This window comes from Halopenitus salinus (genome assembly GCF_055397165.1).
Genome location: NZ_AP043853.1, coordinates 469523 through 483315, shown reverse-complemented (window position 1 = coordinate 483315; position 13793 = coordinate 469523). Strand labels below are relative to the sequence as shown.

Genomic DNA, 13793 nt, shown 5'->3' with positions numbered 1-13793 from the left:
AACCGTCTTCCAAAGGTATAATATATCGCCGTGGAAAGCGATGTCACATGTCCCATTCGGCGGTCGATATACGGAGGATAACCGGCCGGCTTCCATTGGATCGGATCAGTCGGTACGGTCCGATCATCGGTCTCGTCGGACTCTACGTCGCGTTCTCGGTTTTGAACGACCGATTCCTCACCGTGGGAAACCAGATGAACGTCCTGCGGCAGGTCTCGATCATCGGGATCATGGCGATCGGCGTCACCTTCCCCATCCTCTGTGCGGAGATCGACTTGAGTATCGCCCAGGTGATGGAGGTCGCGGGCTTGACGATCGCGACGCTCGCCGTGGGCGCCCGGCTCTTCGAGGACTTCCTGCTTCCGGTTCCGGTGGCGATCCTGATCGGGCTGCTGTTCGGCGCGCTCTTCGGTACGATCTCCGGATACGTCACCGCCCGGTTCGGCGTGCCGTCGTTCATGACGACGCTGGCGATGCTGTTCCTCGCCGACGGGCTCGGACTGATCGTCTCGGGGAACCGGCCGATCACCGGGCTTCCGGAGTCGCTCACCGCCATCGGCGGAGCGCGAATCCTCGGGCTTCCGAGCCTCGTCGTCGTGTTCCTCGCGCTACTGGTCGTCTCGCAGTTCATTCTCTCGTACACCAAGTTCGGACTCTACATCTACGCGATCGGCGGCGATCGCCAGTCGGCAGAGCGGATGGGGATAAACGTGATGGCGGTTCGGATGGGGACGCTCATCATCTCGGGCCTGTTCGCGGGCATCGCGGGGCTCGTGATGCTCGGTCGCCTCGGGAGCGCGGTTCCGACGATGGGCGCCAACATGCTGCTTCCGCCGATCGCCGCGGTCATCCTCGGCGGCGCCGACCTCTTCGGCGGATCGGGCAACATGATGGGGACGCTCGTCGGCGTCCTCATCCTCGGGGTGCTCCAGAACGGACTCAACCTCATGGGCGTGGGCCCGTCCGGCCAACTCGTCGCACAGGGGATCGTCTTGATGCTGGCGGTCCTCGCGAACGTCCGCAACTAGACGGTCGACACCGTTTATCGGTACGATCCCGTTCACCCGGACTACCTCACTCCCCGATCCGACCCGGAGACATCGACTGGTTCCGGCAAATCAACGGTTAGTTTCCGTGGAGCAGGGACGAACGCACGCGATCGCGATTCCGACGATCGGTCGTCCTCGTGCGACACCTCTTTTACCCGAGCGGCGAAAATAGGTAACGCATGTCACGTAACATCGACAGGCGGACGTTCATTCGCTCGGGAGCCATCGCGGGTACCGCGATGCTCGCCGGCTGTAGCGGAAACGGTGGAAACGGTGGAAACGGCGGTAATGGCGGAAACGGCGGAAACGGTAACGGCGGCGGCAACGGTGACGGTAACGGCGGCGGAAACGGCGACGGTGACTCGCCCCCGACGGTCGCGTTGGCGGTCCCGTCCCTCGAGTTCACGTTCTTCGCGCGCATGGAGAACGCGTTCAACCAGGCCATCGAGGACGGCATGATCTCCTCCGAGTCGTCGTTTTATGACGCCGGAAACTCCCAGAGCACGCAGGTCTCCCACATCGAGACCGCGGTCTCGAACGAGGTCGACCTGCTCCTGCTTTCCGCCATCACGGCCGAGGGCGTCATCAGCGCCGTCGAGGACGCCAACGACGCCGGCATCCCCATCGTCGCGATCGACCGGAACATCTCCGAGGGCGAGACCGTCTCCTACGTCGCCTCGGACAACGTCCAACTCGGCCAGCGCTCCACGGAGCTGTGTGTCGAGTTCATGGAGGACCAGGGCGACGCCGACACCTACAACGTCATCCAGCTCGAGGGCACGCCGGGCGCGAGCGTGACCAACGACCGCGGCGAGGGGTTCCAAAGCGCCGTCGACGCGAACGACTCGCTGAACAGCCTGGCGAGCCAGACCGGCGAGTTCTCCACCCAGGAGGCGTTGAGCGTGATGGAGGACTTCATCACGGAGTACGGCGACGAGATCGACGGCGTGTTCTGTCAGAACGACCTGATGGCACTCGGCGCCCAGCAGGCGCTTCAAAACTCCGATATGTCCGTGCCGATCACGGGCATCGACGGGACCGAGGCGTGGGTCGAGGAGTTCTCGGACAACGAGTACTACGGCACCATCGCACAGCTTCCCGAGGAGATGGTCACCACGGCGATCCAGACCGGTACCGACTATCTCGCCGGCGAGGACGTCGAGGACTCCATCACGGTCGAGGGGCTCGAGGTCACCCAGGAGAACGCCTCGGACTACCTGAGCGAGTACTTCGGGTAGCGTTCCCTCCCGTTTTCACTCGATATCGATCGTCGCTCCCGACTCGGCGGACGCGTAGACCGACTTGATCGTCTCGATGTCGACGAGACCGTGTTCGCCGTCGGCGTACGGCTCCGTGTCGGTCAACAGACAGTGTGCGAAGTACTCGAACTCCTCCTGCATCTGGTCGACCTGCTCGAACTCGATCGTCAGCTCCGAACCGCCGTGTGAGACGTGGAGCTTCCGTTCGTCCCACGGGTAGAACGCGGGCTCGACGCGAACCTCGCCCTCGGTTCCGGTCACCCGGATGTGACTCGACATGTGGGCGTTCTGGCTTGCGGTACAGTGTGCGACGACGTGGCCGGGGAACTCGAGCTGGAAGGCGGCGTGTTCGTCCGGGACGTCCTCGAACTCCGGCTGTACGGAGGCAACCGATCCGGAGACCGACACCGGGTCCGAATCGAGCAGATAGCGCGCGGTGTTGAGCGAGTAGATCCCGATGTCCATCGCCGCACAGCCGCCCGAGAGGTCCCAGTCCAGCCGCCACTGGTCGGGATCCGGAACCAACTCGAGGATCGGCTCGGTCATGTTGCCGTGGACGAAGACGGGATCGCCGACGTACCCCTCCTCGATCAGGTCTCGCGCACGGCGGACCGCGGGCTCCGTGTGCATCCGGTAGGCGATCATCAAGGTGACGTCGTGGTCCGCACATCGTTCGACCATCCGTTCGGCCCGCTCGATGCTCGCCTCCATCGGCTTCTCACAGAGCACGTCCTTGCCGAGCGAGGCGGCCGTCTCCACGAACGGGAGGTGTTTCGCGTTCGGGGTCACCACGTACACCGCGTCGTAGGCGTCGGCGGCGACGCCCTCGTGGAACTGCTCGTAGGTGATCGCGTGCTCGACCGTCTCCGAGTCGTCGGCGACCGATGCGGCCTTCTCCGTGTCGCCGCTCACGAGCACGGTCGTCTCACACAGCTCCGCGGCCGCGACCGCCGGCATCGCCTGCTCGCGGGTCCACCATCCCACGCCGATCATGGCGATTCGGACGGGGTCGTCCGTCTCGGTCACGGTCTGCCAGTCGCGTCGATCGAACTCCTCCGTCAGCGCGTCAAGCTCCATGTTCGCCATTCGTCGGGCGATCGGCAAAGAGCTACCGGGAATCGACGACGGACGCGCTCGCCCGGCATTCTGCGAGTCCCGGGTGGACGGCGTGAGAGTCCGACCGTCGCGCTTTAGGCGTCCCGAGCGTCAGTGGTCGTATGAGCAATCGCGTCGTTCAGGGACGGATGGTAACGCCGGAGCGGCTCGCGGAGCTGATCGAGGGCGAGTCGGTGCTCGAGGCTGAGTCGATCGAGGACGCCGACCGCGAGTGTCCCGACTGCGGCGGCGACGTCGTTCGGGTTGGCTACATGCCCTCGGTCACCGCGTTCGTGACCGGCTACAAGTGCCAGGAGTGCGACTGGTCGGAGACGGACGCCGAATAGCGGCGAGGGATGCCGAGCCGGCTGGACGGGACGTCGAGCGGGATCGATCGGCCGACCACACCACATCGACGTCCGTCGATCGCCGTTCGATCGAAACCCCTTTAGAGTCAGATGGTGAACGCTCGGATGCGAGATCACGAGGGGCTGTGGCCAAGCCAGGCATGGCGACTGACTCCAGAGGTGACGCCCGGTGACGAACTCCGGACTGATATTCCGAGCGGACGACTGATCATCGCCCGCGTTGACGACGTTCTGGAGTACCGAGGCAGCCGGAGATATCAGTCGATCGGGGGTTCAAATCCCTCCGGCCCCATACCGGTCTTTACTCTAACTGTTTCGTTCTGAGAGGTCACTACTTAATCCAATAGAGTTCTTTAATCGAAAGAAGTAGGTCGTATGATTGATGTAGCACGAGGACGTCCGTGCTGCACCGCTGGATCGTTTCCGGGCGCAGCTCGTCGCGGCCGCGTCAATGTCCACCGCGACCGGGTCGGGTTTTTGTTCGTCCGGCCACAACGATGGGTATGAAGTTCGACTTCACACGGTCGGTGGTTCCACTCGTCGTGATCGTCGCCGTCGCGACGGTCGCGCTCACGAACGTGATGACCTCCTCGACGGTCTTCATGATGGTCCTGCCCTCGATGATCGTCTTCTCGATCATCGCGTTCTTCCTCGGGATGAAACACGGCGAGTTCCGCGCCAGCCCGTAGTACCCCGGCTCGATCGCTGATTCCGCGGGAGCAGGGTCGATGCTCGCTCCGAGGGATCGAAGCTCCCTCCGCCGACACCGAGTAACTCGCCCCGCTGACCCGTCGAGCCGGCACGTCGTGGCCTTTTCGGGGGCGAGCCCTGCTCGACGTGGACCGTATATCCTACCGCCGTCTGACCCGCACCTTCACCGCTCCGTCCGGTCGCAGCGTGATCGACGGCGAGAACGACAGCTCGTCGGTCACGGGTTCGAACTCCCACTCCTGTGCGATCGTGGCGAGTACCAGCCGCGCCTCCAGCTTGGCGAGGTTCTCGCCGATACAGCGCCGTGGCCCGCCACCGAAGGGGAAGTACGCAAAGCGCGGGAGCGAGTCGCGGAACTCCTCGCTCCACCGCCCCGGCCGGAACGCGCCGGGGGCTTCGTAGAACCGAGGATCACGATGGAGTACCCACTGTTGTACCGTCACTACGGTTCCCTCGGAGAGCTCGTAGCCGTCGAGTTCGACCGGTTCCGTGGTTTCGCGTACCAGACTCTGTACCGGCGGGTACACGCGCATTCCCTCCCTGATCGTCCGTTTCGTATACGGCAACTCCTCGACGACGTCCATCGACAGCGGGCCCCCGTTCACCTTCTCGTCGAGTTCGGCTCGCAGCCGATCCGCTTGCTCGGGGTTCGTTGCCAGCAGGAAGAGGGTGTAACTCAACGCGAGCGCGGTCGTCTCGTGGCCCGCCAACAGCAGCGTCACCACCTCGTCTTTTATCTGCTCCTCGTCGATCCCCTCCACACGTGATTTCGCCTGCAGGAGCCGCGAGACCACGTCGTCTCCGTCGGCGTCGTGCGCCTCGACGATCTCCGATGCGATCGCATAGAGCGTCGAGAGCGCGTGTTTGTACCGCCGGTTGCCGGGCGTCGGGACGCTATCGGGAATCTCGATGGGACGCTCGAGTCGTTTCTCCGACCGGTTCATCACCGCCTCGAGGGCGTCGGCGATGTTGGACTCGTACTCCCGAATGTCCACGTCGAACAGGGCCTTCGCCGTGATCTCGACGGTGAGGTGCATCATGTCCGCGTGGATGTCCCGGACCTCGCCGTCGCGCCAGTCCGTCAGTAACCGCTCGGTGTATTCGACGATCAGCGGCGTGTAGTCCGCGAGTGCCTCGGGATGGAAGGCCGGCTGCATCCGGTGACGCTGTTGTCGCCAGAGTTCGCCTTCGCTGATCAACAGGCCGTCGCCGATGATCGGGTTGAGAATCCGTCGATACTCCTCTCCTTTGTGGAACCTGTCGTTCTGGTGGACCAACACCTGCTCGACGAGGTCGGGATCGCTCAACTGGTAAAACTCCCTCCCGCCGAGTGTGTACCGTGCGATCGGCCCGTACTCGCGTGCCACCTCCTCGTAGAACGACAGCGGATCGGACGCGAACTGGTAGATGTTCCCCACAAACGGGAGGCCCGACGGGCCCGATGGTTCGCCACCTCGTTCCGTTCCCTTGCGATCGTCCACGATGCGTAGTGTGTCGGCACTCGTTACAATATAATTTGCCCATGTTCCTCTCCGAGCGCGGCATGTCGTCGAATCCGTTCGTTTCGGCGAGTTCGAAATGGCGGTGAGTCCGGGCGGTTCGACGAGTCCGGAGGAAACGGTCAGTGGGCTCCCGACCGTCACCCGTGAGACGTCCCCGTCTCGATCGTCTCCGACTCGTAGTCGATCCCGGCCTCGTCGAGAAACGACTCCAGCGTGGACATTCCGCGATCGAAGTCGAATCCGACGCCGTCGATGTGGGGGTTCCCGTTCTCGGTCGGCTCGAGCTCCCAGTGTGCGTGGAGTTCGATCCGGTCGTCGTCGCCGCGCCAGCCGCGGAGGTGGGTCTGCCACCAACGGTAGGTCGTCCCCTCGACCGTCTCGCGTTCGTACACGACACGGGCGAGATTCAAGACCTCGCCGCGTTCGTAATAGGAGAACTCCCAGTTCGGCGCGAAGCTGTACGCGCCGAGTTCCGCCTCGAGATCATCGACGGTCCGATCGACGACCAGGTACTCCCCGGACGGCCGCGGTGCCGTGAAAAGCGCTTTCCGCAGCTGGCGATAGCCGGTCCGAACGGCGTCGAACGGCACGTGAACGACGTCCCAGAGGTCGACTCCCGTCATCTTCCGCTCGACGAACGACGGGACGTCGGAGCCGACGCGAGCGTCGGGGTGGGTGTCGAGGCGAACGTTGGAGTGAGCGTCGAGGCAAACGCTGGGGTGAGCGTCGAGGAGATCTCGGCTCCCGTACGTATCCACTTCGTGTGCATAGGTACCATTGATCTCGAACTCACTTAGGGCTTCGTTCCCGGACCGCGAGTTCACGGCGGCAGGCTCACGCGCCGTTCGAGCACGTACGAGTATCTCGAGTCGGCCGTCCACTCCTCGACGCTCGTCTCGTGGACGCGGCCCGAGGAGTACACGCGCTCGTCGTCGAAGGCGATCACGTGTCGCGGCCAGGGGTAGGGCCACTCCCAACAGAACCCGAGCCCGACGTCGTCGCGGTCGTGTGCGGCCGCCCACGAGAGCGCGACGAGCGCGTAATCCTCACAGTCACCGCGACCGGTCTCGACGCACTCGCGCGGACGCCGCGCGAAATCACGAACGCCGTTCCAGGGGTCCTCCCGCCAGGAGTACTCCGAGCGCGACCACTCGAGGAGGTCGAAGGACTGCCACCAGTCGTCGCGGTCGACGTAGCGGGCGGGCGCGATGAACGTGAACGGCGTCCAGCGACGGACGTCCATGGACGTCCATACGCTCGCCGAGGGTAATAGTGTGGGTGGTGTTCTCACCCACCAAGGATGTGCGGGGTTCGCCGACGCGGCACGAAGTCACCACGTCACGGGGTCGTTCAGTCGGACTCCTCGCGCATATCCGGGGGGAGGAGGTTCGGGATGCCGTCCTCGATCGGATAGACCTCGCCGCAGTCGCTACAGGTGAGCGTTCCCTCGAGGATCTCCTCGTCCGTGCGGTCCTCGACGTCGAGCTCCAGATCGTGTTTGTCGAGCGGACAGCAGACGACGTCCAGAAGCGACTCCTTCATGCCCGGCGGTACGCGAAGGGACGCAAAAAGCCTGCGGGTTGGCCCTCACTCGTCCGACGAAAACGGGTTCGCGAGCTCGATCGTCTCCTCGCGGCCCGGCCCGACGCCGACGGCGTAGACGGGCGCTTCGACCTCCTCGCTCACGTACTCGAGGTACGCCCTCGTTCCCTCCGGAAGCGCGTCGTATCCTTCGCGTGCGACGGCCCCGGAGTCGAACTCCGGCCAGGGATCGAACTCGCGGAAGACCGGCTCACACCGACCCCACTCCTCGGTGGTCGCGGGCATGACCTCGAGCCGCTCGCCGTCGAGCTCGTAGGCGTGACAGACCTTCAGCTCGTCGAGCCCGGCGAGGACGTCGACGTGATTGACGGCGATCCCCGTGAATCCGGAGACCCGGGAGGCGTGTCTGAGCATCGGCACGTCGAGCCAGCCGATCCGACGCGGCCTGCCGGTGACGGTGCCGAACTCCCCGCCCTTCTCGCGGATGAAGTCCGCGAGTTCCTCCTCGCGGTCGGTCGCGTCGAGTTCGGTCGGGAGCGGGCCGGTTCCGACCCGCGAGAGGTAGGCCTTCACGATCCCGACGACCTCGCCTTGCCCGACGACCGTCGGACCGACGCCGGAGCCGACCGCGGCGCCGCCGGCGGTGGGGTTCGAGGACGTGACGTACGGGTAGATCCCGTGGTCGATGTCGATGGAGGTCCCCTGTGCGCCCTCGAACATGATCCGGTCGCCGGCCGACCGGCGGGCGTGGAGGAACCGCGAACAGTTGATCGCCATCTCACCGGCGGCGAGCCGCTCGCCGTATTCGACGTACTCCGACACGAGCGCGTCGACGTCGAAGGCATCGGCGCGATCGCTCCCCTCGAGGTCGAGCCCGTAGATGTCCTCGGCGATCGCCCGCTTTTGGGGCACGACGTATTCGAGGCGCTCGCGAAGCACCTCCGGGTCGAGCAGGTCGCCGATCCGGATCCCGCGTCGGCCGGCCTTGTCCTCGTAGGTCGGGCCGATGCCGCGGCCGGTCGTGCCGGCGTCGAGGTCCGAATCCGACTTCGCCTCCTCCTCGATCCCGTCGAGCACGCGGTGGTACGGCAGGATCGCGTGTGCGCGCTTGGCGACGCGGACGTCCGGATCGAGTCCCCGCTCGCGCAGGCCGTCGATCTCCTCGAAGAGCGTTCGTGGGTTGACGACACAGCCGTTTCCGAGGACGCCGACCTTGTCGCGAACGGCGCCGCTCGGCACTAACGATAACTTGTACTCGTCGCCGCCCTGGACGACGGTGTGGCCGGCGTTGTCGCCGCCCTGATAACGGACGATCACGTCCGCGTCCCCTCCCCACCGGTCGACGAGGGCGCCTTTCCCCTCGTCTCCAAGCTGGGAGCCGACGATGGTGACAGTCATACACCCGCCATTCTACAGGCCCTGCTAAACCGATTACGGTCCGGACCGGTGACCCGAAGCTCGCCGGAGCCGGCTCCGGATCCGTTCCCCGCCGCTCACCCGCCGGTGTCGTACTTGTAGGTCGCGGAGTCCGGATCGATGCCGAAGTCCTCCGGCGACTCCTCCGATTCGGAGCCGTCGGTCTCCTCCGGCGCGGCGTCCTTGAACGCCTTGCGGGCACCGGACGGGATCTCGAAGTCGTCGACGTCGAGCCGCAGCGCGACCACGTCCTCGTCCACGGTCGAGCGCTTCTCCGCGAGACGCTCGCCGAGGCGGTCGGGGAGGGTGTCGTCGTCCACGCGATCGAAACCGAACCGCTCGAGGTAGCCCGGCTGGTCGGTGAGCGTGTAGACGGTCGAGAACTCCTCGGCGTCAGCGGTTTCGACGAGCCGTTCGATCACGTGCGCGCCGACGCCCTGGTTGCGCCAGGCCTCCAGGACGCCGATCCCCGTGAGCTCACAGAGTTCGGGGTCGCCTTTGTGGATCCGGAGCCGCCCGAAGCCGACGCGTTCGTTCGACTCCTCGTCGACCGCGATGACGTAATCGCGCGACCGGAAGGCGGCGTCGTCGAGGCCCATGTCCTCGATGTGGTCCAGAAGCCACGCCTCATCGCGGTTCTTGGCGTCGCGGACGTACATACCCGACCTAAGCGTCCCCACCGTGAAAACCGTTCCCCGGATCCGGGCCCGAATTCGCCATCGCTCCCAGTGACGACGACGTTTCCATCACCCATCGCCGTCACCTGCTGCCGTCGCCGTCAATCCGGAGGCTGGCGCCGACGACGACGCGGCCGGGGGCGCCGGGGACACAAGAACTAATGGACCCGACCGCCTCGGTCGTGGCGTCATGTCGACCCCCACGATCCGGTCCGTCGAGACCGTCCCGCTCCGGTCCACCCTGGAGGAACCGTTCGGCTACGCCCAGGCGTGGGTCGGCGAGCGAACCGCCCTGCTGGTCCGCATCGAGGCCGACGACGGAACCGTCGGCTGGGGCGAGTGCTGGGGTCCGATCGCCGGCACGCGCGAGACGATCACGGACCTCCTCGCGCCGATGATCGAGGGCGAGGACCCGACTGCCGTCCGACGGCTCCACCGCGAGATGTACGATGCGACCCGGGCGGCCTACCAGTCGATCGTCCCGCTGCCCGCGATAAGCGGCGTCGACGTCGCGCTTTGGGACCTCCGGGGGAAGCTCGCCGGCGAGTCCGTCGCCTCGCTGCTCGGCGGCCGCCGCCGTGAGGACGTCCGCGCGTACGCGACCGGCCACTACTTCAAACACGACGCGTCGCTCGCGGAGCAGTACGACCGCATCGCCGCGGAGGCGGCCGAAAACGCCGATCGACTTGGCGCCGTCAAGGCGAAGATCGGCCTCTCGCACGTCGGGTACGGACCAGAGGAGGACATCGAACTCGTCCGTCGGATCCGCGAGGCGGTCGGCGAGGACGTCCACGTGATGGCCGACGCCAACTACGCCTACGACGCCGCGACGGCCCGCCGCGTCGGTCGGGCCCTGGAGGACCTCGACGTCTACTGGTTCGAGGAGCCGGTCCCGCCGGAGGACCACGACGGCTACGCCGCCCTCAGCGACGCCCTCGACGTCCGGGTCACGGGCGGGGAGTGTCACACGCCCGCGGAGATCGCGGACCTCCTCGCCGCCGGCGCCCTCGATATCGTTCAGCCCGACGTCTGCAACGTCGGCGGGCTCTCCTCGGCGTCGGACGTCGCGACGCGGGCGGAAGCCGCCGGGACTCCCGTCGTCCCCCACGTCTGGGGAACCCCGGTCGCCATCGCCGCGAGCCTCCAGCTCATCGCGACGTTCGACGGGCAGGCGGAGCCCTGGCTCGAGTTCGACAACTCCTCGAACCCGCTTCGCGAGGACCTCGGCATCGGCGGATTCGACGTAAGCGACGACGGACGCGTCTCCGTCCCCGACGGACCCGGCCTCGGCATCGAGATCGACCGGGGCGGGCTGGAGAAACATCGGATCGAGGAGTGAGACTCGGGATCTCGAACGTCGGTTTCTCCCGTTATCTCCCGTGACGGCGTCAGACGCTCGCAATACCCCAAAACGTCAAACATTACGTATCTCTCAGTTGTCCGTTCAACCACAACGACAGGCAACACGGGCGATCGGGGGGACACGTCGGGGGAACGGAAGTCGTAACCGGACCTTCGCGTGCGATCGACTTTCTCGCGATCCTTCGACAGCCCGTTGTACGAATCATGAATCCGAAACAACTCTTCATGGACGATCGAGCGGTCAGTCCGTGATCGGCGTGATTCTGATGGCCGCGATCACTGTGATCCTCGCGGCCGTGATCGGTACCTTCGTGCTCGGTCTTGGCGACGACTTGCAGGATCAACAGCCGACCTCGAGCTTCAATTTCGACTGTAATGCCGGCAACACCGGAAGCGTAGACATCACTCACACTGAGGACGATACGATCGACGCAGACACGAATACGGTTACGGTAACTGCCTCTGAAGGTTGCATAGCCTCACCGGACACTGGCAGTAACCAGTGGCCAGCGGAAGAGATTTCTGCGGGAACGTCACGCACGTTCAACCATGATGCTGGATCTCGGTCTGGCCAAACCGTGAACGTCAACTGGGAATCCTCCTCCGGCGGATCCTCAGCCACGCTCGCCTCGGACACCGCGCCCGAATAGCTAACTCGCTTTCGGGTCACTCTTGACCCACTTTTTTCACACTCGCCAGAACCATCTCCGTCCCTACGGATCCTCTCAAGAACCCCGCCTCAAACCGGCACGTCCTCGGGTCCGATCGACTCCCGCTCCGGTCCCTCGCCGATCGACACGTCGCCGTCGGACTCGCTCGCTTCGTCGCCGGGCGGTCGCAACACGATCGTCGCCCCGCAGGTCAACGGCGCGATCAGTCCCGCGACCACGGTTCCCGGCCTGGCCAGGGAGTCGCGGACGACGACGCGGGAGTCCGGATCGAGCCCGTAGCGTTCCACGAGGCTTGCCGACGCCGAGAGCGCCTCGCCGTGGGTGACGCTCCGGCCCTCGCCGCGATCGGCGTCGGGAGCAGTACTCACAACCAGCGGATCGTCGGGGTCGAGGTCGGTCGGCGGGAACGCGGGGTTCTCGCTCCAGACGTCCGACTCCCAGTGGGTGATTCGCGGGTCCTCGGGCGGGTCGCCGACGGCGACGATCCGGGTCCCCGGCGACGCGTCGAGGGACTCGGCCTCGGCGGTTGGCACGACGAGCGCCCGCGCGCCCGCGTCTCGGCTGGCGGGGACGTCGAACCGAACGTGTGCGCCGAGGAGTCCGGCGCCGAGGAACGCGAGGACCGAGGGCAGGTCGGCGACGGGAGCGATTCCCACCTCGCTGCCGTGGCGGACGCCCTCGTGGCGAAGCGCGTTGCCGCCGCGGTAGGCGTTCGTGATCACCTCGCGGTAGCTCCGCTCGCGTCCGTCCGCGGTCACGAGCGCGAGGTCGTCGCTGCGTCGATCGCGGGCCAGCACGTCCGCGAGCGTCTCCATGCCGGACACTCGCGGCGAGGCGAGCATAAAGGTCGTTATCTCTCCGGCTCGTCGCCCTCCGTGCCGGTCCCGGTCTCGATGTCGGCGTCGCTCCCGCCGTCGAGAACCCTCGCCAGGCGCTCGGCGACGCGACCGGCCACGACGTCCTTACCGCCGCGCGCTTCCTCGACGTCGGCGGGGTCGTCCTCGCCGGCGACGAAGAGCACGCGGGTGTCGTCCTCGCCCATCACGCTCGCGTCGTTGGCGACGACGAAGGCCAGCCCGACCCGATCGCGAATGCGGTTCGCCTCCCGAACCATCGCGGCGTCGTCGCCGGACGTCTCGGCTTTGAACCCGACGATCGGGAGGTCGGGGTGGTCCCTCCGCACGGAGTCAATGAGCTTCGGCGTGGGCTCGAGTTCGACCGACAGCGGGGAGCCGGAACGGATCTTCTCCTCGACCGCGTCCGCGGTGAAATCGGAGATGGCCGCCGCCGAGACCAGCGCGTCCGCGGTGACGCAGGCCTCCGAGACCGCCGCGAGCATCTCGTCCGCGGTCTCGACGCGTTTCACGTCGGCGTACTCGACGTCGGGGCCGTCGTGGACGAGCGTGACGCTCGCGCCGCGGACGTAGCAGGCGCGCGCGACCGCCCGTCCCGTCCGACCCGACGCCCGGTTCGTGAGGATCCGGATCGGGTCGATGTACTCCGTGGTGGCGCCGGCGGTGACGACGACGTGTCTGCCCGCGAGCGTCCGTGGCGTGGTCGCGCGCGCGAGCGCCGTGGCGATCGCCTCCTCGCTCGCGATCTTCGCCTTCCCCTCCTCGATCCGCGGGTCGACGAGGTCGACGCCCCACGACTCGAGGGTCGCAAGCGCCTCGAGCACGCCGGGATGGTCGTACATCGGCTCGTGCATGGCGGGCGCGAGGACGACCGGGACGTCGGCGCCGAGGGCCGTGGTGGCACAGGTCGTGACCGGCGTGTCGTCGATCGCGGCGGCCATCTTGCCCGCGGTGTTGGCCGTCGCGGGCGCGACGAGGAACACGTCCGCCCAGCCGTCACGCCCGCAGAGCGCGACGTGCTCGACGTCGCCGGTGATCTCCTCGACGACCTCGTGGTCGGTCGCGAACGACAGCGCCCACGGATGGATGATCCGCGTCGCCGCGGGCGTCATCACCGCACGGACGCTCGCCCCGTGGCGTCGGAGCTCGTGGGCCAGTTCGACGGTCTTCACGGCCGCGATGCTGCCCGTGACGCCGAGCGCGACGTTGACCCCCGAAAGCATCGTGTGCCCGATTCGGCGGTGTGGGTTAAATACCCTCCCGAAACGACGACCGTCGACGCTCCGG

At 66.2% G+C, this 13793-nt stretch carries 16 protein-coding genes and 1 tRNA gene; 8 read left to right on the top strand and 9 right to left on the bottom strand.

What is annotated here, in order from left to right; all coding sequences use genetic code 11:
• Window positions 1-95: 95 nt before the first annotated feature.
• Window positions 96-1028, top strand: a complete 933-nt coding sequence (locus ACZ5YD_RS04185) for an ABC transporter permease (protein WP_379745357.1) — start codon at window positions 96-98, stop codon at window positions 1026-1028.
• A gap of 200 nt (window positions 1029-1228) precedes the next feature.
• Complete coding sequence (locus ACZ5YD_RS04180; protein ID WP_379745360.1) at window positions 1229-2287, top strand: substrate-binding domain-containing protein; 1059 nt, start codon at window positions 1229-1231, stop codon at window positions 2285-2287.
• Between the two features lie 15 nt (window positions 2288-2302).
• Here ACZ5YD_RS04180 and gfo6 read toward each other — a convergent pair whose 3' ends face one another.
• Window positions 2303-3385, bottom strand: a complete 1083-nt coding sequence (gene gfo6, locus ACZ5YD_RS04175; RefSeq protein ID WP_379745363.1) for a D-xylose 1-dehydrogenase Gfo6 — start codon at window positions 3383-3385, stop codon at window positions 2303-2305.
• Between the two features lie 140 nt (window positions 3386-3525).
• Between gfo6 and ACZ5YD_RS04170 the strand changes: the two genes are divergently transcribed.
• The 3 genes from ACZ5YD_RS04170 to ACZ5YD_RS04160 all read left to right on the top strand — a co-directional run bounded on the left by ACZ5YD_RS04170 (window position 3526) and on the right by ACZ5YD_RS04160 (window position 4460).
• The gene (locus ACZ5YD_RS04170; protein WP_379745366.1) at window positions 3526-3750 is read left to right on the top strand and encodes a DUF5795 family protein; all 225 of its coding nucleotides are present in this window, start codon (window positions 3526-3528) and stop codon (window positions 3748-3750) included.
• 140 nt (window positions 3751-3890) lie between these two features.
• Window positions 3891-4063: transfer RNA gene (locus ACZ5YD_RS04165), tRNA-Trp, on the top strand.
• 211 nt (window positions 4064-4274) lie between these two features.
• Window positions 4275-4460 (top strand): DUF7333 family protein, encoded by a 186-nt coding sequence (locus tag ACZ5YD_RS04160; protein WP_379745369.1) that lies wholly within the window; start codon window positions 4275-4277, stop codon window positions 4458-4460.
• A gap of 162 nt (window positions 4461-4622) precedes the next feature.
• Here the strand turns inward: ACZ5YD_RS04160 and ACZ5YD_RS04155 are convergent, their stop codons facing one another.
• The gene (locus tag ACZ5YD_RS04155; RefSeq protein ID WP_379745372.1) at window positions 4623-5963 is read right to left on the bottom strand and encodes a cytochrome P450; all 1341 of its coding nucleotides are present in this window, start codon (window positions 5961-5963) and stop codon (window positions 4623-4625) included.
• Window positions 5964-6121: 158 nt separating this feature from the next.
• A complete protein-coding gene (locus tag ACZ5YD_RS04150; RefSeq protein ID WP_379745375.1) occupies window positions 6122-6574 on the bottom strand; it encodes a hypothetical protein in 453 nt (150 codons plus the stop codon).
• Between ACZ5YD_RS04150 and ACZ5YD_RS04145 the strand changes: the two genes are divergently transcribed.
• On the top strand, window positions 6575-6781 hold the full coding sequence (locus ACZ5YD_RS04145; protein WP_379745378.1) for a hypothetical protein: 207 nt from the start codon (window positions 6575-6577) through the stop codon (window positions 6779-6781).
• 23 nt (window positions 6782-6804) lie between these two features.
• Here ACZ5YD_RS04145 and ACZ5YD_RS04140 read toward each other — a convergent pair whose 3' ends face one another.
• The 4 genes from ACZ5YD_RS04140 to ACZ5YD_RS04125 form a co-directional block, all read right to left on the bottom strand.
• Window positions 6805-7227, bottom strand: coding sequence for a hypothetical protein (locus ACZ5YD_RS04140; protein ID WP_379745381.1), 423 nt, complete (start codon window positions 7225-7227; stop codon window positions 6805-6807).
• A 107-nt stretch (window positions 7228-7334) separates the two neighbouring features.
• A complete protein-coding gene (locus ACZ5YD_RS04135) occupies window positions 7335-7526 on the bottom strand; it encodes a methytransferase partner Trm112 (protein WP_379745384.1) in 192 nt (63 codons plus the stop codon).
• 45 nt (window positions 7527-7571) lie between these two features.
• On the bottom strand, window positions 7572-8924 hold the full coding sequence (locus tag ACZ5YD_RS04130; RefSeq protein WP_379745387.1) for an adenylosuccinate synthase: 1353 nt from the start codon (window positions 8922-8924) through the stop codon (window positions 7572-7574).
• A 95-nt stretch (window positions 8925-9019) separates the two neighbouring features.
• Window positions 9020-9601 carry a GNAT family N-acetyltransferase gene (locus ACZ5YD_RS04125; RefSeq protein ID WP_379745390.1) on the bottom strand — a complete coding sequence of 194 codons (582 nt, stop codon included), beginning with the start codon at window positions 9599-9601 and terminating at the stop codon, window positions 9020-9022.
• A gap of 208 nt (window positions 9602-9809) precedes the next feature.
• Here ACZ5YD_RS04125 and ACZ5YD_RS04120 point away from each other — a divergent pair, with 208 nt between their 5' ends.
• Together ACZ5YD_RS04120 and ACZ5YD_RS04115 are read left to right on the top strand one after the other, a co-directional pair.
• Window positions 9810-10958, top strand: a complete 1149-nt coding sequence (locus ACZ5YD_RS04120) for a mandelate racemase/muconate lactonizing enzyme family protein (protein WP_379745393.1) — start codon at window positions 9810-9812, stop codon at window positions 10956-10958.
• A gap of 271 nt (window positions 10959-11229) precedes the next feature.
• Window positions 11230-11631 (top strand): type IV pilin domain-containing protein, encoded by a 402-nt coding sequence (locus tag ACZ5YD_RS04115; protein WP_379745396.1) that lies wholly within the window; start codon window positions 11230-11232, stop codon window positions 11629-11631.
• An 89-nt stretch (window positions 11632-11720) separates the two neighbouring features.
• Here the strand turns inward: ACZ5YD_RS04115 and ACZ5YD_RS04110 are convergent, their stop codons facing one another.
• Window positions 11721-12467, bottom strand: coding sequence for a hypothetical protein (locus ACZ5YD_RS04110; RefSeq protein ID WP_379745399.1), 747 nt, complete (start codon window positions 12465-12467; stop codon window positions 11721-11723).
• A gap of 35 nt (window positions 12468-12502) precedes the next feature.
• On the bottom strand, window positions 12503-13729 hold the full coding sequence (gene coaBC, locus ACZ5YD_RS04105) for a bifunctional phosphopantothenoylcysteine decarboxylase/phosphopantothenate--cysteine ligase CoaBC (protein WP_379745402.1): 1227 nt from the start codon (window positions 13727-13729) through the stop codon (window positions 12503-12505).
• Window positions 13730-13793 lie beyond the last annotated feature (64 nt).

What these genes read in the sequence shown, in the direction of transcription:
- ACZ5YD_RS04180 (WP_379745360.1), top strand. Translation starts at nt 1,229, where the DNA reads ATGTCACGTAACATCGACAGGCGGACGTTCATTCGCTCGGGAGCCATC.
- gfo6 (WP_379745363.1), bottom strand. Translation starts at nt 3,385, where the DNA reads ATGGAGCTTGACGCGCTGACGGAGGAGTTCGATCGACGCGACTGGCAG.
- ACZ5YD_RS04170 (WP_379745366.1), top strand. Translation starts at nt 3,526, where the DNA reads ATGAGCAATCGCGTCGTTCAGGGACGGATGGTAACGCCGGAGCGGCTC.
- ACZ5YD_RS04160 (WP_379745369.1), top strand. Translation starts at nt 4,275, where the DNA reads ATGAAGTTCGACTTCACACGGTCGGTGGTTCCACTCGTCGTGATCGTC.
- ACZ5YD_RS04140 (WP_379745381.1), bottom strand. Translation starts at nt 7,227, where the DNA reads ATGGACGTCCGTCGCTGGACGCCGTTCACGTTCATCGCGCCCGCCCGC.
- ACZ5YD_RS04135 (WP_379745384.1), bottom strand. Translation starts at nt 7,526, where the DNA reads ATGAAGGAGTCGCTTCTGGACGTCGTCTGCTGTCCGCTCGACAAACAC.
- ACZ5YD_RS04130 (WP_379745387.1), bottom strand. Translation starts at nt 8,924, where the DNA reads ATGACTGTCACCATCGTCGGCTCCCAGCTTGGAGACGAGGGGAAAGGC.
- ACZ5YD_RS04125 (WP_379745390.1), bottom strand. Translation starts at nt 9,601, where the DNA reads ATGTACGTCCGCGACGCCAAGAACCGCGATGAGGCGTGGCTTCTGGAC.
- ACZ5YD_RS04120 (WP_379745393.1), top strand. Translation starts at nt 9,810, where the DNA reads ATGTCGACCCCCACGATCCGGTCCGTCGAGACCGTCCCGCTCCGGTCC.
- ACZ5YD_RS04110 (WP_379745399.1), bottom strand. Translation starts at nt 12,467, where the DNA reads ATGGAGACGCTCGCGGACGTGCTGGCCCGCGATCGACGCAGCGACGAC.
- coaBC (WP_379745402.1), bottom strand. Translation starts at nt 13,729, where the DNA reads ATGCTTTCGGGGGTCAACGTCGCGCTCGGCGTCACGGGCAGCATCGCG.